Source organism: Rossellomorea sp. RS05 (assembly GCF_039822645.1).
GTDB classification, from domain to species: domain Bacteria; phylum Bacillota; class Bacilli; order Bacillales; family Bacillaceae_B; genus Rossellomorea; species Rossellomorea marisflavi_B.
This window is the reverse complement of the sequence record NZ_JBDKWY010000001.1, coordinates 877225-900298: the sequence shown is the minus strand read 5'-3', so window position 1 is coordinate 900298 and position 23074 is coordinate 877225. Positions and strand designations below refer to the sequence as shown.

Below are 23074 nucleotides of genomic sequence, written 5' to 3'. Positions count from 1 at the left end.
TTTTCCTTCAGCTCTTTTGCATGTCCTGAATGGCGATGGCCAAATCTTCGTTTCCGAACAACTGGAGGACGCCCAGAAGGGTACTGTAAGGAATATCTGAGGATTCCTCTTTCGGGACCGTCAGCTCCATCATTTGTTTCAGGACAGGATTATCTCTCTGCTCCGGATACGCTTTGAGGTAAACGGCAACGGGATCAAGATCCTGATTCACGCACCATTGGGCAAAAACCATCATCATCATATTTTCATCTTTTTGATAGTTTTCAATGATTTTCTTTTCCATTTCATTTCGTTCCATGAGATCACTCCTTAAAGCACCATTATAACCGAGAAAACATGGGGTTGAGAAGAGAATGGTGTGAAAGGGAGGGATTACGTGTATAATAGGGGTTTAGGAAAAGGTATGAAAGGAAGTTATGCATGGAGATTATTCAAATGAACGCAGAAGAGTTGAAAGACCCGACCGGAATCCTTCCGGGACAGCGGTATGAAGTCATGATTGAAATCGAAGTTCCGGAAGATGATGAATTATATACACCATCCGGAATGTATATAAAAGGCATTTATGTCAGGGAGGAAGCATCCTCCAAACTCGCTCAGTATTCTATCATCGAACGGGGTTCCGAAACCTACTTGGATTTTGCCCTTGAGGAAGAAGAAGAGCAGGCATTGGTTGCTTATTGTGACGAAAATATCTGATGTGAAAACACCCTTTACGGCCCTGGCTGCGGTAAAAGGGTGTTTTTTTTTTATGATAAGAAGGGGGTGTGGATGGAGAGGATTTCCTCCTGGATTTCTTTTAAACGTTGTACTTTTTGGTCGATTTTTCCTGATATCATGTGCTATGATAAAGATATCTAAGTGCTAGCAGTTGCTATACTTCTGATGAAAGGTGGAGATAAATGTTGTCAAATCAAGGGAAGATGCAGCTTAATGTAAGGATTGACCCGGAAACGTCGGAGAAATTGGATGAGATTGTCGAATACTATCAAGAGAACACAAAAATCGGCCGTGTTTATAAAGGTGACGTGTTAAGCGATATCATACATAAATCGTATGACGTGATGCAAAAACAAAAAGCCATTCAAAAAAGGAAATATTAAGGGCTTTATGTCTGAAAGGAAAAGAGGAATCATGATGAACATTTCCACAGGGAAGGTCAAAGGTTCAGGCACGTCACCTTATGTGTGGGCCATTGCGTCGATTCTGCCGTTTTACTTCATTTTTCAATCTTCCTCCACCATGGAAATCATCACCGGTATCATCCTGACGATCATGTTTTTCATATCGTTGCGGTTTGCCTTCCTGTCGAGCAGGTGGCCGGTGTATTTGTGGACAGGGATCCTGATCGCCATTTCCATCACGATGACCGTGCAATTCAATTTTATCTATTTTGCCTTTTATATCGCCTATTACAATGGGAATATACGGAACCGGGCGGCGTTCCTGACGCTATATGTGGTGCATTTGGTCCTCACAACGGCATCAATCAATTATAAATTCGTCCTCCAGCATGAGGTTTTCCTCTCTCAGTTTCCTTTCATCCTGATCATTTGGATCAGTGTGATTCTGCTTCCTTTCAATATTTTCAATCGAAACAAACAAGGGCAGTTAGAAGAGCAACTCGAGGACGCCAATAAACGGATCTCGGAATTGGTGAAGCAGGAAGAACGGCAGCGGATCGCAAGGGATCTCCACGACACCCTTGGTCAGAAATTATCATTGATCGGATTGAAAAGTGATCTTGCCAGAAAGCTGGTTGAAAAGAATCCGGAGCAGGCGAAGAGCGAGCTCATGGATGTCCAGCAGACGGCACGGACGGCGTTGAGCGAAGTCAGGACACTCGTATCACAGATGAGGGGTATCCGGCTCGAGGATGAATTCATCCGGATCCGTCAGCTCTTGTCAGCTGCCGACATCCGGTTCATCCCTGAATACGAGGAACCGCTCCCCAATATATCGCTGTTCCTTGAGAATATCCTCAGTATGTGCCTGAAGGAAGCCGTTACAAATATCGTTAAGCATAGCGGCGCCACAGAGTGTACACTCAGGGTGGTGGAAAGCCATGATAGCCTTAGATTCGTTCTTTCTGATAACGGTAAAGGCATCCCTAAGGATTACCGAAAATCAAAAGGGAGTGGATTGATCGGAATCCGTGAGCGGCTAGACTTCGTGAACGGAGAGCTTGGAATCGACGGAGAAGATGGCACCACTCTTACAATGATCGTGCCTAAAGTAATAAAAGATACAAACAGGGAGGGTTACAATTGATTTCAATCGTGATTGCAGAAGATCAGAGGATGATGCTGGGGGCCCTTGGTTCCCTCTTGAACCTCGAGGATGATATGGAAGTCGTAGGGATGGCAGGAGACGGGGAAGAAGCGCTCTCGCTCGTTCGGGAACTACGTCCTGATATATGCATGATGGATATCGAAATGCCCAAGATGACCGGTCTGGAAGCAGCAGAAAGACTGAAGGACACGAACTGCAGGGTCATCATCTTGACCACCTTTGCACGATCAGGGTATTTTCAACGTGCCCTGAAGGCAGGGGTGAAGGGATATCTTCTGAAAGATAGTCCCAGTGAAGAACTGGCTCAATCCATACGTCTCGTCATGGACGGTAAGAGGATGTTTGCACCAGAACTCATGGATGATGTCTATGGGGAAGAAAATCCATTGACAGATCGTGAAAAAGAGGTCCTATGGCTCGTCGCAGATGGGAAAAACACGCAGGAAATCGCCGATGAACTCAGTTTGAAGGCAGGGACCGTCCGCAATTATATCTCAACCATCCTTGAAAAACTAGGCGTGAAAAATAGGATCGAAGCCATTACCCAATCGAAGGAGAAAGGCTGGTTCAAGTGAGTTGTTTTTTTGCACTGAACAAAAATGATGATCCCCGACCTGAAACCACCCTTCACCATGGGTAGAACCGAAGGAACGGGTAGACAACTTGACCTGCTTACAACAATGATCAGAAAATCAAACGTATATAAAGTCCTTCTTTTCTTTCTACGGTAACTTCCACTTTTCACTACAGAGTGGTAGAAGCGGAAGCCAACTGACTCCAATGTGCCAAGCGGGCAGGGTGAAACCTTGCAAGAATGAGGAGGCTCACCGCACATCCCGTGGAAAGCGGTTGGCCACAGCGAAGAGGCACGGAAGCCTGCTTATCGCCTACCAGATTTCAAAAAGAGACCATTTTATAACAATCTCAACCACTGGATATGGCACAGGTACCATGATGTAATAAGTCTATGAGGGTATAAGGTTGGAAACTTCTCTCACGCTATTAGTTTTTTTAACCTGTCCTACTATTCACTAAAGAGTGCTCGAAGCGAAGGCCAACCGACTCCAACGGGAAAACCGGGCAGGGTGAGACCCCGCAAGAATGAGGAGGCTCACCGCACGCCCCGTGGAAAGCGGTTGGCCGCAGCGAAGAGCACGGACGCCTACTTATCACATGCCAATCCAAAAACTAATAGAACTTATATAACGCCACACCTTTGAACGATTCCATAGGATAAAAGCAGTTTCTTCCTTGGATGGACTTGACAATCCATCTCTGCATGATACGATAGCATCGAACTTAACTTACATATGACGATCCACTAGGGGGGCCCTTAATAGCGGCTGAGATTGAAGTGAAACTTCAAGACCCTTTGAACCTGATCTGGTTGATACCAGCGGAGGGAAGTGGCGTTTTGAGGGTATTTCCATCCGTTTTGTATTCTCAAAAAGCCATTTTCCACCAACTATGTGGAAAATGGCTTTTTTTCGTTTCAGTGGATCGTCAGGAGGAGGAAGAAGAAATGAAGTTTTCAGAAGAATTACGGCTGGCTGCAGATGATTGCTGGGAAGCGAGTTTTCAACACCCTTTCGTACAGGGGATCGGAGATGGTTCCCTGCCGCTTGAGAATTTCAAATTCTATGTATTGCAAGATTCCTATTACCTGACCCATTTTTCAAAAATGCAGGCATTGGGGGCTTCAAAAGCAGGGGATCTTCAAACATCCGCCCGATTGGCTACCCATGCACAGGCAACATTCGAAGCAGAGCTTTCTCTCCATGAAGGGTTTTCTGACAAACTCGGAATCACAGAAGAAGAGAAGGAGCAGTTCGTTCCGTCCCCGACGGCGTATGCCTATGCTTCTCATATGTACCGATCTGCTCAGGTCGGTGATCTGGCTGATATCCTTGCTGCCCTGCTGCCCTGTTACTGGCTGTACTATGAGGTGGGGGAGAAATTGAAAGGAAGCACGCCGGAAGAACCCATTTATCAGGAGTGGATCGCCACCTACGGAGGGGAATGGTTCAGGGAGCTGGTTGAGGAACAGATCCAAAGGCTCGATGAACTGGCAGAGCTCGCAAGTGGTACTCAACGCGCCCGCATGAAAGAACTGTTCCTGGTGAGCAGCATCTATGAACTCCAGTTCTGGGAAATGGCCTTCACCCTTGAACGGTGGCCCTTCCAAGAATTACTGGCCACCACCCGAACCGGGGCCGGTGCATAATGGCAGTGTCCCAACCGGAGTTTCACATCATCACGTCGGGAAAGCAGTCTCCACGAGAAGTGGTCCAAATCTGCTCGTTTGTGCATCACCTGGTGGATGCCATTCACCTGAGGGAAAACAATTGGTCGTCGCGCTGTCTATACGACACCATTATCGCGCTTCTCTCATCCGGTGTTCCTGCAGAGAAGCTTGTTGTCAATGATCGAGTCGACATAGCCTTGTTGACGGGTGTAGAACGGGTTCAGCTCGGATCCCGGAGCGTCACGCCCTCCGAAATCAAAAGGATATTCCCAACGATCAAAATTGGAATATCCGTGCATAGTCCCGCCGAAGCAGATGCTGCAGGAAAAACAGGAGCCGACTCCATTCTCCTAGGGAACATATATCGTACGGGCTCCAAACCAAGAAAGACCGGTATCGGGGTGGGTGCAATCAGCAAAGTAAAAGATGAATTTCCCGTAGTTGGAATAGGCGGGATCACGCCGGACAACTCTGCTGAAGTAATCCGTGCAGGGGCAGCAGGCATCGCCGTGTTGTCTGGTGTGTTCCTCAGCCCGGATCCGCGAGGGGCGGCCGAGGATTATCGAGCATCTTTAAAGGGAGGTGGAGCACGATGAAGCGCATCATCATTGTCGGTGGAGGTGTGATTGGTCTATCCATCGCCTTCGAGCTTATGAAAAAGGGGTGCAACGTCACCCTTTTGGAAAAAGGGAAGCTTGCGGGCAAAGCCTCAGGTGCAGCAGCTGGAATGTTGGGGGTCCATACTGAAACCAGGGGAAACCCCTCCATGACCTCCCTTGCCAAAGAAAGCAGGGATCTCTTCCCGGCCCTAGCCGAACAGCTCCTGAACTGTTCAGGAATCGATATCGGTTTGAGACAAAACGGAATGATCATGCCTGCCATGACAGGCAGGGAGCAACACCTCCTTCAAGAGGAAGCGAACAGTCCACAGGGGATGAAGGAGGAATTGCGGTGGCTGGAGGAAAGGGAGTTAAGGAAAATGGAACCTTCCTTATCCCGCTCATTCATTGGCGGTCTTTATATACCACGGGACGGCAATCTTCTTGCACCTCGACTGTCAGAGGCGCTGGCTATTTCGGCAGCAACTATGGGGGCGGTACTCAATGAAGGCACCGAGGTCAACACACTCATCATGAAAGGGCGTTCAATCATTGGTGTCAACACCACGCGGGGACCCCTTTATGGTGATGAGGTGGTGGTAGCAGGTGGCGCCTGGAGTCAGCATATCCTGCGACGGGTAGGAATTAAACTGGACGCGGCGCCGGTAAAAGGGGAATGCGTTTCTGTGACCCCTAAGGAGGCATTCCTGAATCGAACGATTGTATCAGATGAAGTGTATTTGGTCCCGAAAGCAGATGGTACATTGACGATTGGTGCCACGGAACAAGTAGGATCGTTCAGTGAAGATGTAGCTGCTGAGAGCGTCTCACGTTTACTTGCCAAGGCGTGCACCATTGCACCGGGCATTGCCGCTGCCGCATGGGGGAAAGCATGGGCAGGCACGAGGCCGAAAATACCCTCACGGTTCCCATTCATGGGAAGGGTTCCGAATGTGGAGGGACTGTCTTTGGCGACAGGTCACTACCGGAATGGGATTCTTCTGGCTCCGATTACTGGAGTGCTGATGGCAGATCTACTGAGTGATAAGGACTGCGAAAGGAGATTGGGTTATGAATATACACGTCAATGGGATAGAAACCGAGGTTCCACCACAGGTGAAGTCAGTAGATGACCTCCTTATCCACCTTAAGACTGGTGAGCGGATGCTGATCGTGGAGTGGAACAAACAGATACTGAATAAAGCTGAGCATAGGGATATCAAATTGAATGCTGGCGATTGGGTAGAGATCGTCCATTTCGTAGGAGGCGGTTGACATGTTGAAGATAGGGACGTATGAATTTGAATCAAGATTGCTTCTCGGCACGGGGAAGTATCCGGATCAGGAGATCCAGCGAAAGGCTGTGAAAGCGTCAGGTGCGGAAATCCTCACCTTTTCGGTCCGTCGCTTGAACGTATTTGATTCCCCTGGGGAAAATGTCCTGGAGGAATTAGATCTCGGGAGCTTCACTTTACTGCCCAATACGGCCGGAGCGAAAGATGCCGCGGAAGCCGTTCGCCATGCACAGCTTGCGAAGGCATCAGGTTTATGTGACATGGTCAAAGTGGAAGTGATCGGATGTGAAAAGACCCTGCTACCGGATCCAGTGGAAACCTTGAAAGCTTCTGAAGAACTGCTGAGTCAAGGGTTTACCGTCCTCTCCTATACATCGGATGACGTCGTCCTTGCCAAAAGGCTCGAGGAACTTGGCGTTCATGCCATCATGCCGGGTGCTTCACCGATCGGATCGGGGCAGGGAATCATCAATCCCCTGAATCTTTCCTTCATCATCGAGCAGGCTCATGTACCCGTCATTGTTGATGCAGGAATCGGCTCGCCCGCAGATGCGACGAAAGCGATGGAGCTTGGAGCCGACGCTGTCTTATTGAATACGGCCGTTGCTCAAGCAGGCGACCCAGTGAAGATGGCAGAGGCGATGAAGCTTGCGGTATTGTCCGGACGACTGGGATGTGAAGCGGGGCGTATCCCGGAAAAGACCTATGCATCAGCAAGTAGCCCATTGGAGGGACTGATGCAGTGAAAAGCGAAAGGTACTCCAGACAGATTTTATTTGCTCCCATTGGAGAACGGGGGCAGGCAGTCCTGGGGGAGAAGCGCGTCATCATCATCGGTGCCGGTGCACTGGGATCTTCTGTTGCCGACATGTTGGCAAGGTCGGGGGTGGGGAAGCTCACCATCATCGACCGTGATTATGTGGAATGGAGCAATCTGCAGCGGCAGCAGCTGTATACGGAGCACGATGCAGAGAGCTCACTTCCAAAGGCGGCGGCCGCCGAACGACGGTTGAAAAGAGTGAATTCACAGGTGGAAATCGACGGAAAGGTGGGAGAAGTCACCCCCAGCATGCTTTCCTCGATGGAAGCGGATCTTTTGATCGATGCGACCGATAACTTCCATGTGAGACTCATGGTGAATGATCATGCGCGGATGAGGTCGATTCCCTGGATCTTCGGTGCCTGCCTTGGTTCCTATGGAATCACCCATACCTTCCTCCCTGGCGAAGGACCCTGTCTTCGCTGTCTTCAGGACGTACTGCCGGTGAACGGGGATTCGTGTGAATCGCAGGGGATCATCTCTCCTGCCGTCACGATGGTGACCTCTTATCAGACCGCAGAAGCGTTGAAGATCCTCACTGGCGCAAAAGGCGCTCTGAGAAAGACGCTCTTATCCTTTGATCTGTGGGAAAACAGCCGTAGTGAGGTCACCATCGAAAGCTTGCGAAAAATGGATTGCCCGACATGCGGATCGAATCCAACCTTTCCGGCTTTGAAAGGAACATCGGGAGTGAAGGCAAGTGTCCTTTGTGGGAGGGATGCCGTCCACATCAGGCCTTCAAGCCCCCTCAGTCTTCACCTCGAATCGTTTACTGAAAGGATGAAGGAGGTGCGAATCCTCAGTGCTAACCGATTCCTTGTGAATGTGAACATCGAAGGGCACCGGATGGTCGTTTTTTCAGATGGACGTGCCTTGATCCATGGGACATCCGACATTCCTGAAGCGAAGGCCCTTTACCGTAAATACATCGATGAACAGGAGTGTGTGCAAGATGAAAAAAGTATTGACCATTGCCGGATCAGATAGTGGTGGCGGTGCAGGGATCCAAGCGGATATTAAGACGTTCCAGGAACTCGGGGTGTTCGGGATGAGTGCCATAACTGCAGTGACGGCACAAAACACATTGGGCGTCCACGGGATCCATCCCGTCCCGCCATCTTTTGTGGAAGAACAAATGGATGCCATCGCAACGGATTTGAGTCCTGACGCAGTGAAGACCGGTATGCTAGTGGACAGAGAAATGATTTCCATTGTCGCTGCATCCATTGAGCAGCGTGGATGGAGGCGCGTGGTGGTCGATCCGGTCATGGTGGCAAAGGGCGGGGCTTCCCTGCTTCATGAAGGGGCCGTCGATGCGCTGATCCATGATTTGATCCCCTTGTCTTATGTAATCACCCCCAATCTCCCTGAAGCAGAAAAAATGACAGGAATCAAAATCCATACAATGGAAGATCAGAAGAAAGCGGCCAAAAACATCCACACCATGGGGGCGGATAACGTCATCATTAAAGGAGGGCATCTTCAGGATTCGGCTTCGGATCTTGTGACCGATCTTTTGTATGATGGAGAGCATTTTCACACGTTCACTTCCAGGCGCTTCCATACACGACATACCCATGGTACAGGCTGTACGTACTCAGCAGCGATCACGGCTCAAATTGCCAAGGGTTACACTGTCAATGAGGCAGTATCGCTTGCAAAGACGTTCATTTCTTCTGCCATTGAACTTACCCTTGAACTTGGGGAGGGGCATGGTCCGACCAATCATCAAGCTTTCCGGGAGTTTTCAAAACAGCTGAAATGATACGAATATAGAATTCTGAAACGGGATTTTTGGGTTAGTTAAAATGGGGTGCGTAAATGATTGCGTTTACATTAATGGAATATTCAAAATTGACAATAAACTTATTGACGCGTATTTTATTACCTGTTACTCTTATGTATAAAATTGAAGAATCATATTCAATGACGAGAACAGTAGGATGATAACGTGTCCCAAAGAGAGCCGGGTTGCTGGGAACCGGCGGATACCATGATCTGAAGATCCTCTCCGAGAAACAGGGCTGAAATGATATAGTAAGCTCTGTCGGTCTTCACCGTTAAGAAGAAGATTCATAGAGTGCCGGGCCAGTGTGGACCGGAACTAGGGTGGTAACGCGAGCAGACTCGTCCCTAATCAGGGGACGGGTTTTTTTTGTGTGAAAAAGCAATAGAAAGGAAGAGAAGCATGGATCAAACACAGCAAAAGAGTCAAACCGTATTGGTGGAAGACATCATGATCGCCAATCAGCGCATCAAAGACGTAGTGCTTCATACACCTTTGCAGTTCAATTCTCTGCTATCGGATAAATATGGGTGTAACGTATATCTGAAACGGGAAGATCTTCAAGTCGTGCGATCATTCAAAATCCGTGGTGCCTATAATCGCATCAAAAAACTGTCTGAACAGGAACTTCAAAACGGGATTGCCTGTGCGAGCGCCGGAAACCATGCCCAGGGAGTCGCCCATTCCTGTCACCTTTTGCGAAGCCACGGAAAGATCTTCATGCCGACCACGACCCCGAAGCAAAAAGTGGATCAAGTGAAGTTCTTCGGCGGAGAACATGTGGAAGTGGTCTTGACAGGTGATACATTCGATGATGCTTATGAAAAAGCCATTCTATGCAGCGAACAAGAAAATCGGACGTTTATTCATCCTTATGACAATGAAGATGTGATTGCTGGCCAAGGGACAGTGGCAGTAGAAATCCTCAATGATTGTAGCGAACAGATCGATTACCTGTTCGTCCCGGTCGGTGGAGGCGGGTTGGCTGCGGGAATGGGGACGTTCCTGAAGAGTGTTTCGCCCGATACATTGGTGATTGGTGCTGAACCATCGGGCGCTGCCGCCATGAACGAGTGCCTGACCCAGGGCAAGCATGTCACCCTTTCGGATATCGATCCCTTTGTAGACGGTGCCGCAGTTAAGAATGTAGGTGAAATCACCTACAGGATCTGCCGGGAGGTATTAGATGATCTGCTTGTGGTGCCTGAAGGAAAGGTATGTTCAACCCTCCTCGAACTCTATAATCGCAATGCGATCGTTGCAGAGCCTACTGGTTCGCTCTCACTCGCAGCCCTCGATCAGTATGCCGATCAGATCAAGGGGAAAAACGTGGTATGTGTCGTGAGCGGCGGCAATAATGACATCGGCAGAATGCAGGAAATCAAGGAACGATCGATGATCTTTGAAGGATTGCAGCATTATTTCATCGTTCATTTCCCCCAAAGGGCCGGAGCCCTCAGGGAATTCCTCGATGAGGTGCTTGGACCTCATGACGACATCAACCGCTTTGAGTATACGAAGAAAAACAACAAAGAGAGCGGACCCGCACTCGTTGGAATCGAACTCAAGCATAGGGAAGATTACCCCGGACTACTTGACCGGATGAATCAAAAAGGATTTGCGTATCAATGTGTCAATCAGGATAAGACGCTGTTTCAATTATTGGTGTGACAACAGGATCCCGGAAAGCCCAACGGCCGTCCGGGATTCTGTTGTATCTGTATATACGCAGTGAAAGATGATTACGTGATCCTGGCGCTCACTCAACACAAATACGCTCATCCGTAAGGGAGATGCAGGAACATTCCATAATATGCCGAATTGATACGTAGAGTGGTTGCAGTCGAGTGCAGCCCACTGAATGAACAACCATTCACAAAAGGAGTGAGCAGAACGTGACCAATATAAAAAGGGTGGCCATCGTCACCGGTGGAGCTAAAGGAATCGGAAAGGCTTGCACAGGAAGGATATCAGGTTGCAGTACTGGACACGGATGACGCAGCCCCTCGATTGATGGGGGAAGACGCACGAGGGGGTGGACCACTTCTGAGAGTCACGGATATTTCCAAATCGGATGATGTAAAGGGAGCCGTGGCGGAAATTGTTGGATTCTTCGGACGGATTGACATCCTCGTGAACAATGCAGGCGTGATCAGGGAAAATCTTCTTTATAAAATGTCCGATGGGGATTGGGATACGGTCATGGACGTCCATCTGAAAGGAGCGTTCCTCATGACGAGGGAGGTCCAAACCTTCATGGTCCAGCAAAAGTACGGGAGGATCATCAATGTATCCTCCACATCTGCATTGGGGAACCGTGGACAGGCGAATTATTCCACTGCCAAAGCTGGCCTTCAGGGGTTGACGAAGACGCTTGCCAGCGAGCTCGGTCCTTACGGGATCACCGCAAACGCCGTGGCACCAGGATTCATTGAGACCGATATGACGCGCCAGACCGCCGAGCGTATGGGTGTTCCGTTTGACGAATTGGTCAGCATGAGTATCAGTCAAATACCGGCCAGGCGAAGCGGTCAGCCTGAAGATATCGCCAACGCCGTTGCCTTTTTTGCAGATGAACGCTCATCATACGTGAACGGTCAGATCCTGTACATTTCCGGCGGGCCGGCTTCCTAATCAATTATCCAAGTATGAAAAATCGTGGCTGCCTGATCACGTTTTTTTTGTTTGCGGACACAGCCTACTATTGTTTGGATGAATGGAATCAAGAATTTGGATAGGCCCACAAATAAAAAATGGTGGTTGAATCGTATTTCTCTGAATACGTTGTGTTAAGGGCCTGGAAGAAATGAGTTTGTGAAAAATAGTTCAAATTCATTATTCCTATAAAAAAAGTCGGATTGACTTATCTCAATTATCTGTTATTATTTTAGTTATTCAAATGAATATAACTTATCCAGAGTGGTGGAGGGAACTGGCCCGATGAAACCCGGCAACCTACATAATGTAAGGTGCTAACTCCAGCAAAATGGGACTCATTTTGGAAGATAAGGTTCGATACCTGAACAGCTTTCCGAAATGGGGGGCTGTTTTTCCATGGACCCAGATGTTGTAAACGGGGGGGGAAGTCGATGAACAAGAAGGATAAGCAGGAAAATGAGGCGGAATGGATGGATACGATCAATTCCATGCTTGAAAACATGGACTTCGGTTCCATTACGATCGTGGTGCAAAACGGTAAAGTCATTCAATTAGAACGGAATGAAAAAGTACGAATCAAATAATCATGCTGACTAGAAAAACTAGAGGCATTCATCCGCAGGTTTTATTTGACTGCGCATGAATGTCTTTTTCTTTTGGGCATGAGGAAAGCGGTGATCAACGTGTTGACACACGAAAATTGGAAAGAACATGATCAGGACTTCGGGGTTGATCCCACCTACAAAGGGGCCCTGAACGTCTTGGAATGGGCATATGGGCATTATGGTGACAGGATTGTGTACGCATGCAGCTTCGGAATCGAGGGAATGGTCCTGATTGATCTCATCTCTAAGGTGAATCCCAGTGCAAACATCGTCTTCCTGGATACCGATGTCCACTTCAAGGAAACGTACGAGACAATCAAAAAAGTGGAAGAAAAGTATCCTTCCCTTCAAATTGAGATGAAAAAACCTGCGCTATCCCTCGAGGAACAAGCAGCACAATTTGGGGATCGGTTATGGGAAACGCAGCCGAATCAGTGCTGTCAGATCAGGAAGCTCGATCCGTTGAAGGAGGTGCTTTCAGGCGGGGATGCCTGGATTTCAGGGCTCAGGCGCGAGCAGTCCCCGACGCGGAAGGATACACAGTTCATCAATAAAGATGACAAGTTCAGTTCCATCAAGATCTGTCCATTGATCCATTGGACATGGAAGGATGTATGGAGATATGTCCATAAACAATCCCTTCCATATAATGTGTTGCATGATCAAGGCTACCCGAGCATCGGGTGCTCCCATTGTACATCCCCTGCTTATGATATGAATGATTTGAGATCAGGCAGATGGACAGGCAAAGGCAAGACGGAATGCGGGCTACACTAGGAGGGTAGACATGCTGGAAATCATCGCCATCATCATCAGTTTATTCTTTGCCATGAATATTGGGGCAAGCGGCGCGGCTGCCACAATGGGGGTGGCTTACGGATCGGGTGCCATCAAGAAAATGAAAGTAGCCCTTGTCATCTGCTCCATCGGGGTCCTTGCCGGTGCAGTCCTCGGAGGTGGTGAGGTAGTCAAAACCATCGGGTCGGGAATCATTCCATCAACCATCCTGACGTCCAAGTTAGTGATCATCATTCTTTTATCCGCTACTTGTTCCCTTTTCATTGCCAATCTGATGGGAATCCCGCTTTCGACAAGTGAGGTGACGGTCGGGGCTGTGGTGGGAGTAGGGGTAGCATATCAGGTTCTATTCATTAAATCCCTGCTGACCATCATGTTGTTTTGGGTGATTGTCCCGTTTACGGCGTTCATTCTTACATGGTTGCTTGCTAAAGGGCTATATGGGCTCGAAAAGCGGGGGTGGACATTCAATCATACATGGATCGGGTACGTTTTGATTCTCGCTGGCTTCCTGGAGGCCTTCTCTGCGGGCATGAACAATGTGGCCAATGCCGTCGGTCCCCTGGTTGGGGCCGGCATGCTGAAAGCGGGTCCGGCCGTTTGGGTGGGAGGAGCGTTTGTCGCAATAGGGGCACTTTTATTGGGTGCTAAAGTAGTGGAAACGAACGGCAAGAAGATCACCCGGTTCACCAAGCCAGAGGGGATCCTCATTTCTAGTGTAGGAGCCGGTCTGGTGATCACAAGTTCGATCTTCGGGCTTCCCGTACCCCTGGTCCAGGTGACGTCTTCTTCCATTATTGGACTTGGCACCGCCAGGAACGGAAGGGAAGTCATCCAGAGCGATATCGTGAAAAAGATCGTGAAGATCTGGATCGTCTCACCACTTGTGTCATTGAGTATTTCGTATTTCCTTGTAAAGCTTTTGGTCGACTATGACATTTATTCCATCATCATCCCCGTTTCGGTCATGATTGCGACGATAGGGGCATTATCCTTGATGAAAGCAATCCGGAAAGAAAAACGGGCCGTTCATGAAGATGGTGGAGGAATCTGATTGTATTGAAGGAGGAAACATAATGAGTTTAGAACCACATGGAGGAACACTGATACGATCATTTGCACCTGAAGAGGAAGTGGAGATCATCAAGACGGAGATTCCCCTCGATGAGATTTCATTGAGCGATCTCGAATTGATAGCGATAGGAGGATACAGTCCCATAAATGGCTTCCTGCAAGAAGCAGACTATAAGAGTGTTGTCGAGAATCTGAGGCTTGCCGATGGGACCGTCTGGAGCATCCCGATCACCCTGCCAGTGGAACAGGAGGTTGCAGATCGCTTAACGGTCGGGAGTAAAAGCAGACTGGTATACGACGGGACAACGTACGGATCGATCGATGTAAAGGAAATCTTCACCCCTGATAAAGAAAAAGAGACGCTGCTCGTTTATGGAACCACAGACCTTGAGCATCCCGGAGTCAAAAAGCTTTTCCACCGTGGCCCCATCTATGTGGGAGGGGAGATCACCCTACATAAGCGCTTGAATAAACCCTTCGAAGCTCACACATTCGATCCTGTGGAGACGAGAGCGGCTTTCAAAGAAAAAGGGTGGAAGACGATCGTGGGATTCCAGACCAGGAACCCGGTTCACAGAGCTCATGAATATATCCAAAAGACGGCTCTAGAAACAGTGGATGCCTTATTCCTCAATCCCCTTGTCGGAGAAACGAAGTCAGATGATATTTCGGCTTCGATCAGGATGGAAAGTTATGAGGTCCTTCTCAAAAACTATTATCCTACGGACCGTGTGTTCCTGGGGGTATTCCCGGCAGCTATGCGTTATGCAGGACCTCGCGAAGCCATTTTCCACGCGCTGGTGAGGAAAAACTATGGATGCACTCATTTCATCGTGGGACGTGATCATGCCGGGGTCGGAGACTATTACGGAACCTATGATGCACAGAAGATCTTTGAGCAGTTTAGCGAGAATGAAATTGGCATCGTACCATTAAAATTCGAGCACAGCTTCTACTGTCAGAAATGTGAAGGCATGGCAACGACCAAAACGTGCCCCCACGGAAAAGAGGACCGGGTCATTCTGTCGGGAACGAAGGTGCGCGGCATGCTGAGGGCAGGGGAAGTCCCTCCAAGCACCTTCTCGAGACCAGAAGTCATCAAGGTGCTCATCGACGGATTGAAGAAGGAAGAATCACAGTAAGGAGGAGAAATCATGTCTGATATCGTCTGGCATGAAAGTGCCGTAAAAAAAGAAGACCGCCGAAATAAAAATGGCCATGGCAGCTTCATCCTTTGGTTCACAGGGCTATCTGCCTCCGGGAAGTCATCGGTTGCCAATGCCCTGTCCCATCGACTGTTCCAAGAAGGAAAGCAAGTGTATGTACTCGATGGAGACAATGTCCGCCACGGATTGAATGCCGACCTCGGCTTCAATGAAAGGGATCGAAAAGAAAATATCCGCAGGATCGGTGAAGTATCGAAGCTATTCGTGGACAGCGGTCAAATCGTCCTCACCGCTTTCATCTCGCCTTACAGAGAAGACCGTGCCGTGGTCCGCAGTCTGGTCGGTGAGGGAGAGTTCCTTGAGGTCTATGTTCATTGTCCCCTTGATGAGTGTGAAAAAAGGGATCCGAAGGGGCTATACAAAAAAGCAAGGAATCAGGAGATCCCGAATTTCACAGGCATCAGCGCCCCTTATGAGGAGCCGGAAAATCCTGAAATCACGTTGAACACAAAAGAACATTCGGTAGACGAGTGCGTTGAGCAGATTTGGAATCATCTTCAAGTCAAACAATTGATCTAAGGAGTGGAGAGCATGGCATATCAGAAGCACTGGGAACAAAATGAGAAATTGAATAAAACCGAACAATGGAAGCTTGAGCGGGATGGCTTGACTATATTGGAGGATATCCCTGAATACGCAAAAAATGGTTTTTCATCGATCCCGAAGGAAGAGTGGGATAAGTTCAAATGGGCAGGCCTGTATTTGCAACGTCCAAAGGAAGATGGTTATTTCATGATGAGGGTCAATGTCCCTTCTGGCATCCTTACCTATGATCAAGCCGTCGAACTTGCAGCCATCTGTAAAGAGTATGGTCGTGATGTGTATGACATCACGACGCGACAGGCAATCCAGTTCCACTGGCTTAAAATCGAACAGATTCCCGACATCTTCGAGCGTCTTGAAAAAGTCGGCCTTTCCTCCGCAGGTGCTTGCGGTGACATCACAAGGAATATCGTCGGTAATCCATTGACGGGTATCGATCCGGATGAACTGTTCGATACAAGGGAAATCGTGAAGGAAGTGTATGACTTTTTCCAGCTCAATGAGGATTTCTCAAATCTTCCGAGAAAATATAAGCTGTCCATCTCTTCGAACATCAACAATGCATCCAATGCTGAAATCAACTGTGCATCTTTCGTTCCTGCCACCAAGGTCATTGAAGGCAAGAAGGTGGCAGGATTCCACCTGAAGGTTGGGGGCGGACTATCTGCCAGACCATTCCTTGCCGAGACGCTGGATGTATTCATCGAACCTCATCAGGTAAAGGACGTAACGATTGCTGTAACCACGATCTTCAGGGATTTTGGATACAGGGAGAAGAGGCATCTCGCCCGTTTGAAGTTCCTCGTTGCCGACTGGGGACCTGAAAAGTTCAAGGAAAAACTACTGGAGTATGTCGAGCTACCTGATGGTGGGGAAGATGCCGTAACGGGATGGAATGCAGGCTACTTTTACGGAGTAAAGCCTCAGAAGCAAGAGGGGCTGAACTATGTGGGACTGAATGTTCCGGTAGGCAGACTCAGTTCCGACGAAGTGCTGGAGCTTGCAAGGATATCAAAAAAATACGGGAACGGGGAACTGCGAAACTGCAATTCACAGAATCTCATCATTCCGAATATCCCGGATGAGCATGTGGACGCCCTGTTGGAAGAAAAAATCTTCGATAGAATTTCCACGAGCCCGTTATCCTTTATCGGATATTCCGTGTCCTGTACAGGGATTGAATATTGCAATCTTGCCCTCGTCGAAACGAAGGAGAGAATGCGAAGGATCGCCAATGAACTGGATCGTGAACTGAGCCTCGATGTGCCGGTGCGCATGCATATGGTCGGGTGTCCCAATTCATGCGGGCAGAGACAAATTGCCGACATCGGTCTTCAGGGAATCAAGATGCGGACAAAGGACAAAAAGATGATCGAGGCCTTTGAAATCTATGTAGGAGGAACACTCCAAGATGGAGGGACGTTGAATGAAAAGCTGAAGGGGAAAGTGGAAGCCGAGCAGCTTTCAGATGTGGTAAAGGGTCTCCTCATCCACTTCAAGAATACGAAGGAACCGGGAGAAGCCTTCTTTGACTACGTGAATCGTGTAGGAACGGCCGATCTGCAAGAGTCACTGGACGGGTTGCTTCAGGAAGCATAAAGGGGGATGAGTAGATGAATCTGTATCGATTTGAAGTAACGACCCATACCTTTGTTACCCCCGTCGTGGTCGCAGCAGACTCCGATGAAAAAGCATTTGATCTGGTGGAGATTGAATTAGAAAAGTATTTTCTGAAGAAACCTGAAATCGTGGACATCTCTCTTTATGAGAAACGGAGATTGCGAGGCGGAGGAGCGGCATTCGTCCTCCACGAGAAGGAAACCATCATAAAGTAAACACTGAAGGAGGAGATCCAATGGGGAAAGTATATTTAGTGGGGGCCGGGCCAGGGGATCCGGACCTTCTGACCATCAAAGGGCTGAAAGCCATCCAGCAGGCCGATGTGATCCTTTATGATCGACTGGTGAACAAAGAGCTCCTCACCCATGCGAAAGAAGGGGCCGATCTGATTTACTGCGGGAAATTGCCTCATTATCACACGATGAAGCAGGAAACGATCAACCGTTTTCTCATTAAATATGCATCGGGATCCAAGGTAGTAGTCAGACTGAAGGGCGGGGACCCTTTTGTGTTCGGAAGAGGTGGAGAGGAAGCGGAGGCACTAGCAGCTAAATCCATCCCATTCGAAGTGGTGCCAGGCATCACTTCGGGCATTGCCGCTTCTGCTTATGCGGGTATCCCTGTCACCCATCGTAATGTGAGCGCAAGCGTCGCATTCGTCACCGGTCACGCACACGGGGAAGAAGATGAAGAGAAATGGGAAGGTCTTGCAAAGGGTGTCGACACCCTCGCAATCTACATGGGGGTCGGCAATCTCTCTTTTATCCAGGACCGCCTGATCCGCTACGGTAAATCTCCCGAAACCCCGGTTGCCCTCGTGCATTGGGGAACGACAGATGTACAGAAGACGGTCACCGGAACGCTCGCTGATATCGTCGATGTCGTGAAAAAAGAAGGCGTACAGAATCCGAGCATGATCATCGTCGGGGAAGTCGTCCGTTTCCGTGAAAAGATCAAATGGTTTGAGAATATATCTGAACCGGCCATCAGTGAGGCATTATAAAATGAAGAAAGCCGTCTTATATGTCTGTCATGGCAGCCGCTTGAAAGAAGCGAGGGATGAAGCCGTCGACTTCATCACCTCGTGCAAAGCCCATGTCGACGCAGAGATCCAGGAAATCAGTTTTCTTGAACTTGCCGAACCATCCATTCAGGAAGGATTCGCGGCCTGCGTGGAAAAAGGCGCCACGCATATCGCCGTTGTCCCGCTTCTTTTACTCACTGCCGTTCATGCGAAAAAAGATATCCCGGAAGAGATTGATACCTGTATGGGAGAGTACCCTGAGATATCTGTCAGCTACGGGCGTCCGATCGGGGTTCATGAAAAGCTGATTGAAAGTGTCATTCTCCACTTGAATTCCGTGGTTGATCATGTTGTGCTCATCGGGAGGGGAAGTTCAGACCCGGCGGTCAAACGTGATCTCGGAGCGATTGCAGAAAAGGTCCGACAGCGATCGGGAATGAAAACGGTCCAAACATGTTTTCTGACCGCTTGTGAACCATCCTTTTCCGGTATCCTCGAGGAGATGTCATCAACAAAAGAACCAGTCCTCTTTATCCCGTACCTCCTGTTCACGGGCCTATTGATGAAAGACATTCAAGCGAAAATCAAGGAGACTAAAAATCCCCATCTTCAGCTCGGAAAGTATCTCGGGTACAACAATCTCGTAAGGGACGCGTTCGTGGAGCGTACGCACGAAGCCCTGTCGAGTCCTCTCTATAGAAGGGGTGAGCAATTTGTTGCCGCTGATGCTTGATGTTACCGGGAAGAAGGTGATCATCGCCGGCGGAGGGAAGGTTGCCCTGCGCAAGTTATCCCTTTTCATGAAGGAGGGAGCGGCGATCACCGTCATCAGCCCGGAGGCATCTGAAGAAATCCAGCGACTTCATGAAAAAGGCGCACTCTTTTGGAAAAAAACGGTCATTAAGAAAGATGATTTGGAGGGAGCCCATTTTCTCGTCGCTGCCACGAATGATCACTCCACGAATGAAGCGCTATGTGACATGGCGGATACAGGCACATGGGTCTGTGTGGCAAGTGACGGTAATAAGGGGAACATGCAGATGATGTCCTTCAAACGGGAAGGGGACCTCACCATTTCCGTTTCCACCTCTGGCTCAAGCCCCGGGCTGGCGAAAGAATTGTCCGGGATCCTCATGGACAGGTGCAAATCGATTGCGGAAAAGTTGCCTGTCATCAAAAAAGAGCGGGAGCGAATCAAGAATACCCTGCCAATGCAAGAGAGGAGGGAGCGGATTCGCTTCTTCATACAGGGACTCATGCGCCAATAAAAAACAGGAAAGCCGGTCTCTGGTGGAGGCCGGTCATTTTCTAATGGTGGAATATTTTGGGTTGTGATAGATTGGGAGGAGACGAATGAAAGAGGGTGAGTGGATATGAAGTATTTTGTTGAAGTAGTCGGAAGCGGCCCATCCCCACTCATATTCCTGCCCGGGATGGGCAGGGAATGTCGGCCAGTCCATTGCAGAGGCGTTATCCAATTCCTACACGGTCCATATGATCGACCTGCCAGGTATCGGGAGGGGGTACGGCCTTTCTGGCATGATCACTATTGAGGATGCAGCCGGATGGGTGAAGGAATATATGGATGAATAGGGGTGGGAAAGCGCCACCATCATCGGCCACTCTTTGGGAGGCGCCATTGGGTTATCAGCAGCATCCTTTCATGCGGACCGGGTTGATAAACTGGTGCTCCTCGACATCGGTTTTGCCAGGATTGAACGGTTTCCACTCAGTATGTTTGGCACAACGGGATATTTCCTCCCTATCATCAGTGGGCTTCATCGCTTATTCGGACCAAGGTTTCTTGGACAGGATGGAGAGAAAAAACAGATTCCAATGTGAAAACCGAAGAAGAAATGATATCACTGATCTCAAGCCTCGAACTCATCGATGATGCGTTCATTCGAAAAGCGATCCTTTCCATGCAGGAAGCTTCCCCATCGGGAATTGGTCTTCTCCTGGCTCTTTATCGTTATCATATGCCAAAAGCTTTGAAGGGATTGTCCACACCGACCCTCGTGTTATACGGAAACCGTGAAGGGGAAAGCATCAAGAATCCAACGCAGGATTTTACGCCAGGTCTCCAACTATCAGAACCAGCAGTCTTCATTCAAATTACTCGTTGGTGGGCACTATGCCTATATGAGTGACAATCGTTCAATCGGGTACATAAGGGATTTTTTTTCAGTAGCGAACAGGTTCAGAGAAGTAAAATTCGATGAAATCACGAATGGATTCTGATTTATGTAAGATATATGATTCGATTTCCTGCATCTATTGCCAGAGCCAAACCACAGTGTTTGCGAACATTAACTTGGAAATACTCCCTAACGTTAGGAAATACACCTTTACAAATCGTTTTTTTACCGCTATAATCCGTACTATCAACTACATAAAAGCACACTCATATAAAGGCAGGGATACGGCCTGCAAGTTTCTACCGATTCACCGTAAAGGAATCGACTATGGGTGAGCAATGCGGCGTATTTTTGCGCTTTCCTTTCATAACCCGAAGGCATTGTCTCACTCTGAGAGATGCTTTCGGGTTATTTCATTTTCAGATTCAGAAAGGGAGCGAAACCAGTGGAACTACTTCACAAGAAGATTGAACAAGAAGGCAAAGTATTATCAGATACAGTATTGAAGGTGGATTCGTTCTTGAATCACCAAGTGGATCCGCAGCTGATGAAGGCAATAGGGGAGGAATTCGCCGCGCGCTTCAGACATGAGGGCATCACAAAGGTCCTCACGATCGAATCATCAGGGATTGCACCGGGTGTAATGGCAGCCATGGAACTCGGGACGCCGATGATTTTTGCCCGGAAAAAGAAATCTCTTACTCTATCAGAAGGTCTGCTCACAGCTGAGGTCTATTCCTTCACGAAGCAGGAGACGAATACCATCTCCGTATCCACTCAATACATCAAGGAAGGGGACCGGGTGTTGCTGATCGATGATTTCCTGGCGAACGGGCAGGCAGCCCTTGGACTGATCGAGCTCGTGAAACAGGCAGGTGCACACGTGGCAGGAATCGGTATCGTCATCGAGAAATCCTTCCAAGAAGGCGGGAAACTTGTGAGAGATACGGGCTACCGGGTCGAGTCGCTGGCTGAAATCGAGTCACTCAACGACGGGCAAGTCACCTTCAAAAAAGGAGCTGAAGTGTCATGAAGCAATCATCACTCAAGACCGCTTCGCTTGGAATTCAGCACGTACTCGCCATGTATGCGGGGGCCGTCATTGTCCCCTTGATCGTTGGAGGGGCCCTCGGTTTGACGGGTGAACAACTCACTTATCTGGTATCCATCGACATCTTCATGTGCGGGATCGCCACCTTGCTACAGGTGTGGAAAAATAAGTTCTTCGGCATCGGACTTCCGGTCGTCCTTGGATGTACCTTCACAGCCGTCGGTCCCATGATCTCCATCGGAGCGAAATACGGGATTACAAGTATTTATGGCTCCATCCTTGCTTCAGGTCTGTTCGTCATCATCATCAGCACGTTTTTCGGAAAGCTTGTACGGTTCTTCCCACCGGTCGTGACAGGTTCTGTCGTCACCATCATCGGGATCACCCTGATTCCTGTTGCCATGAATAATATGGCTGGAGGAGAGGGAAGTGCAGATTATGGTTCCATTGATAATCTTCTCCTGGCATTCGGGACCCTGATCTTCATCCTTGTCCTTTACAAAATGTTCACCGGCTTCATTCGATCTGTATCCATCCTGCTGGGGCTTGTGGCGGGAACCATAGCCGCCATGTTCATGGGGAAAGTGAACTTCTCGGAAGTAGGGGAAGCATCCTGGTTCCATATGGCACAGCCGTTCTACTTCGGCATGCCGACCTTTGACATCGCCGCGATCCTAACCATGATCCTCGTGGCCATGGTCAGCCTGGTAGAATCGACGGGTGTCTATTTCGCCCTAGGGGATATCACCAATCGGAAGCTTAGCGAGGAAGATCTATCCAAGGGATACCGGGCAGAAGGGCTTGCCATCTTCCTAGGTGGAATCTTCAACGTCTTCCCATATACCGCTTATTCCCAAAACGTCGGGCTTATCCAGCTTTCAGGCGTAAAGAAATCGAATGTGATCTATGCCGCGGCAACCTTCCTGATCATCCTCGGTCTCGTACCGAAGATCGGAGCCCTTACAACCGTCATCCCTTCTGCCGTGCTCGGTGGTGCCATGGTGGCCATGTTTGGCATGGTCGTCGCATACGGCATCAAGATGCTCAGCAGGGTGGACTTTTCATCACAGGAGAATCTCCTCATCATTGCGTGCTCCGTCGGAATGGGTCTCGGAGTCACCGCGGTCCCGGAACTCTTCTCCAAAATGCCCGAAGCGGTCCGCATCCTCACCGATAACGGTATCGTGGCCGGAAGCCTTATGGCGATCTTCTTGAATCTGTTCTTCAATGTCTTCTCACGTCAGCGTGAGAAGAGGGTTGTATTGCAGGAGCAGAAGGCGTCGTGATCCTCTATCCACTA

The 23074-nt window shown here is 49.0% G+C and carries 27 protein-coding genes, 1 pseudogene, 3 riboswitches and 1 other annotated feature; of the genes and pseudogenes, 27 read left to right on the top strand and 1 reads right to left on the bottom strand.

The window, feature by feature from the left end:
- Positions 1-7: 7 nt before the first annotated feature.
- A complete protein-coding gene (locus tag ABJ225_RS04645) occupies positions 8-298 on the bottom strand; it encodes a hypothetical protein (RefSeq protein WP_053426960.1) in 291 nt (96 codons plus the stop codon).
- A 122-nt stretch (positions 299-420) separates the two neighbouring features.
- On the opposite strand from ABJ225_RS04645, the gene ABJ225_RS04640 reads away from it, so the two are divergent.
- The 27 genes and pseudogenes from ABJ225_RS04640 to ABJ225_RS04515 all read left to right on the top strand — a co-directional run bounded on the left by ABJ225_RS04640 (position 421) and on the right by ABJ225_RS04515 (position 23060).
- Complete coding sequence (locus tag ABJ225_RS04640; protein ID WP_056536297.1) at positions 421-699, top strand: DUF6509 family protein; 279 nt, start codon at positions 421-423, stop codon at positions 697-699.
- A 203-nt stretch (positions 700-902) separates the two neighbouring features.
- The gene (locus tag ABJ225_RS04635) at positions 903-1103 is read left to right on the top strand and encodes a hypothetical protein (protein WP_373921185.1); all 201 of its coding nucleotides are present in this window, start codon (positions 903-905) and stop codon (positions 1101-1103) included.
- A gap of 31 nt (positions 1104-1134) precedes the next feature.
- Positions 1135-2271, top strand: coding sequence for a sensor histidine kinase (locus tag ABJ225_RS04630; protein WP_481900596.1), 1137 nt, complete (start codon positions 1135-1137; stop codon positions 2269-2271).
- Positions 2268-2867: a response regulator gene (locus ABJ225_RS04625; RefSeq protein ID WP_347318711.1), complete on the top strand. Its 600-nt coding sequence runs from the start codon at positions 2268-2270 to the stop codon at positions 2865-2867. The genes ABJ225_RS04630 and ABJ225_RS04625 overlap by 4 nt, the downstream gene beginning before the upstream one ends.
- 738 nt (positions 2868-3605) lie before the next feature.
- Positions 3606-3714, top strand: a riboswitch (TPP riboswitch).
- Positions 3715-3814: 100 nt separating this feature from the next.
- Entirely contained in the window at positions 3815-4516 is a 702-nt protein-coding gene (gene tenA, locus ABJ225_RS04620; protein ID WP_347318709.1) for a thiaminase II, read from the top strand.
- Entirely contained in the window at positions 4516-5133 is a 618-nt protein-coding gene (locus ABJ225_RS04615; RefSeq protein WP_347318707.1) for a thiamine phosphate synthase, read from the top strand. Before tenA ends, ABJ225_RS04615 begins: the two co-directional genes overlap by 1 nt.
- Positions 5130-6269: a glycine oxidase ThiO gene (thiO, locus tag ABJ225_RS04610; protein WP_347318705.1), complete on the top strand. Its 1140-nt coding sequence runs from the start codon at positions 5130-5132 to the stop codon at positions 6267-6269. Before ABJ225_RS04615 ends, thiO begins: the two co-directional genes overlap by 4 nt.
- Positions 6253-6411 carry a sulfur carrier protein ThiS gene (gene thiS, locus ABJ225_RS04605; RefSeq protein WP_347318703.1) on the top strand — a complete coding sequence of 53 codons (159 nt, stop codon included), beginning with the start codon at positions 6253-6255 and terminating at the stop codon, positions 6409-6411. Before thiO ends, thiS begins: the two co-directional genes overlap by 17 nt.
- Before the next feature lies 1 nt (position 6412).
- A complete protein-coding gene (locus ABJ225_RS04600) occupies positions 6413-7177 on the top strand; it encodes a thiazole synthase (RefSeq protein ID WP_048012819.1) in 765 nt (254 codons plus the stop codon).
- The gene (locus ABJ225_RS04595; RefSeq protein WP_347318701.1) at positions 7174-8238 is read left to right on the top strand and encodes a ThiF family adenylyltransferase; all 1065 of its coding nucleotides are present in this window, start codon (positions 7174-7176) and stop codon (positions 8236-8238) included. The genes ABJ225_RS04600 and ABJ225_RS04595 overlap by 4 nt, the downstream gene beginning before the upstream one ends.
- A complete protein-coding gene (thiD, locus tag ABJ225_RS04590) occupies positions 8204-9016 on the top strand; it encodes a bifunctional hydroxymethylpyrimidine kinase/phosphomethylpyrimidine kinase (protein ID WP_347318699.1) in 813 nt (270 codons plus the stop codon). The genes ABJ225_RS04595 and thiD overlap by 35 nt, the downstream gene beginning before the upstream one ends.
- A 152-nt stretch (positions 9017-9168) precedes the next feature.
- Positions 9169-9389 (top strand) — a binding site (T-box leader).
- Positions 9390-9439: 50 nt separating this feature from the next.
- The gene (gene ilvA, locus ABJ225_RS04585) at positions 9440-10708 is read left to right on the top strand and encodes a threonine ammonia-lyase IlvA (RefSeq protein WP_347318697.1); all 1269 of its coding nucleotides are present in this window, start codon (positions 9440-9442) and stop codon (positions 10706-10708) included.
- A 258-nt stretch (positions 10709-10966) separates the two neighbouring features.
- On the top strand, positions 10967-11671 hold the full coding sequence (locus ABJ225_RS04580; protein ID WP_481900595.1) for an SDR family oxidoreductase: 705 nt from the start codon (positions 10967-10969) through the stop codon (positions 11669-11671).
- 273 nt (positions 11672-11944) lie between these two features.
- A riboswitch (SAM riboswitch) is annotated at positions 11945-12049 on the top strand.
- A gap of 116 nt (positions 12050-12165) precedes the next feature.
- Positions 12166-12279, top strand: a complete 114-nt coding sequence (locus ABJ225_RS04575) for a DUF2292 domain-containing protein (protein WP_370296022.1) — start codon at positions 12166-12168, stop codon at positions 12277-12279.
- Positions 12280-12378: 99 nt separating this feature from the next.
- Positions 12379-13077, top strand: a complete 699-nt coding sequence (locus tag ABJ225_RS04570) for a phosphoadenylyl-sulfate reductase (RefSeq protein WP_347318695.1) — start codon at positions 12379-12381, stop codon at positions 13075-13077.
- 13 nt (positions 13078-13090) lie between these two features.
- A complete protein-coding gene (locus ABJ225_RS04565) occupies positions 13091-14152 on the top strand; it encodes an inorganic phosphate transporter (RefSeq protein WP_156183285.1) in 1062 nt (353 codons plus the stop codon).
- Positions 14153-14174: 22 nt separating this feature from the next.
- The gene (gene sat, locus ABJ225_RS04560) at positions 14175-15314 is read left to right on the top strand and encodes a sulfate adenylyltransferase (protein ID WP_347318693.1); all 1140 of its coding nucleotides are present in this window, start codon (positions 14175-14177) and stop codon (positions 15312-15314) included.
- A 9-nt stretch (positions 15315-15323) separates the two neighbouring features.
- Positions 15324-15917 carry an adenylyl-sulfate kinase gene (gene cysC / locus ABJ225_RS04555; RefSeq protein ID WP_347319311.1) on the top strand — a complete coding sequence of 198 codons (594 nt, stop codon included), beginning with the start codon at positions 15324-15326 and terminating at the stop codon, positions 15915-15917.
- A gap of 12 nt (positions 15918-15929) precedes the next feature.
- Positions 15930-17540 carry a nitrite/sulfite reductase gene (locus ABJ225_RS04550; RefSeq protein ID WP_347318691.1) on the top strand — a complete coding sequence of 537 codons (1611 nt, stop codon included), beginning with the start codon at positions 15930-15932 and terminating at the stop codon, positions 17538-17540.
- Positions 17541-17554: 14 nt separating this feature from the next.
- Complete coding sequence (locus ABJ225_RS04545) at positions 17555-17776, top strand: DUF3906 family protein (RefSeq protein WP_048003714.1); 222 nt, start codon at positions 17555-17557, stop codon at positions 17774-17776.
- Positions 17777-17796: 20 nt separating this feature from the next.
- Positions 17797-18564, top strand: coding sequence for a uroporphyrinogen-III C-methyltransferase (cobA, locus tag ABJ225_RS04540; RefSeq protein ID WP_218247669.1), 768 nt, complete (start codon positions 17797-17799; stop codon positions 18562-18564).
- Position 18565: 1 nt separating this feature from the next.
- Entirely contained in the window at positions 18566-19318 is a 753-nt protein-coding gene (locus ABJ225_RS04535; protein WP_347318689.1) for a sirohydrochlorin chelatase, read from the top strand.
- Complete coding sequence (locus ABJ225_RS04530) at positions 19299-19853, top strand: precorrin-2 dehydrogenase/sirohydrochlorin ferrochelatase family protein (protein WP_347318687.1); 555 nt, start codon at positions 19299-19301, stop codon at positions 19851-19853. The genes ABJ225_RS04535 and ABJ225_RS04530 overlap by 20 nt, the downstream gene beginning before the upstream one ends.
- A 337-nt stretch (positions 19854-20190) precedes the next feature.
- Positions 20191-20427, top strand: a pseudogene (locus tag ABJ225_RS22355) (alpha/beta fold hydrolase); the annotation flags it as partial.
- A 14-nt stretch (positions 20428-20441) separates the two neighbouring features.
- On the top strand, positions 20442-20735 hold the full coding sequence (locus tag ABJ225_RS04525; protein ID WP_347318685.1) for a hypothetical protein: 294 nt from the start codon (positions 20442-20444) through the stop codon (positions 20733-20735).
- Between the two features lie 234 nt (positions 20736-20969).
- Positions 20970-21071: riboswitch (purine riboswitch) on the top strand.
- A gap of 97 nt (positions 21072-21168) precedes the next feature.
- Entirely contained in the window at positions 21169-21756 is a 588-nt protein-coding gene (locus tag ABJ225_RS04520; RefSeq protein ID WP_048003711.1) for a xanthine phosphoribosyltransferase, read from the top strand.
- Complete coding sequence (locus tag ABJ225_RS04515) at positions 21753-23060, top strand: nucleobase:cation symporter-2 family protein (RefSeq protein ID WP_048003710.1); 1308 nt, start codon at positions 21753-21755, stop codon at positions 23058-23060. Before ABJ225_RS04520 ends, ABJ225_RS04515 begins: the two co-directional genes overlap by 4 nt.
- Positions 23061-23074 lie beyond the last annotated feature (14 nt).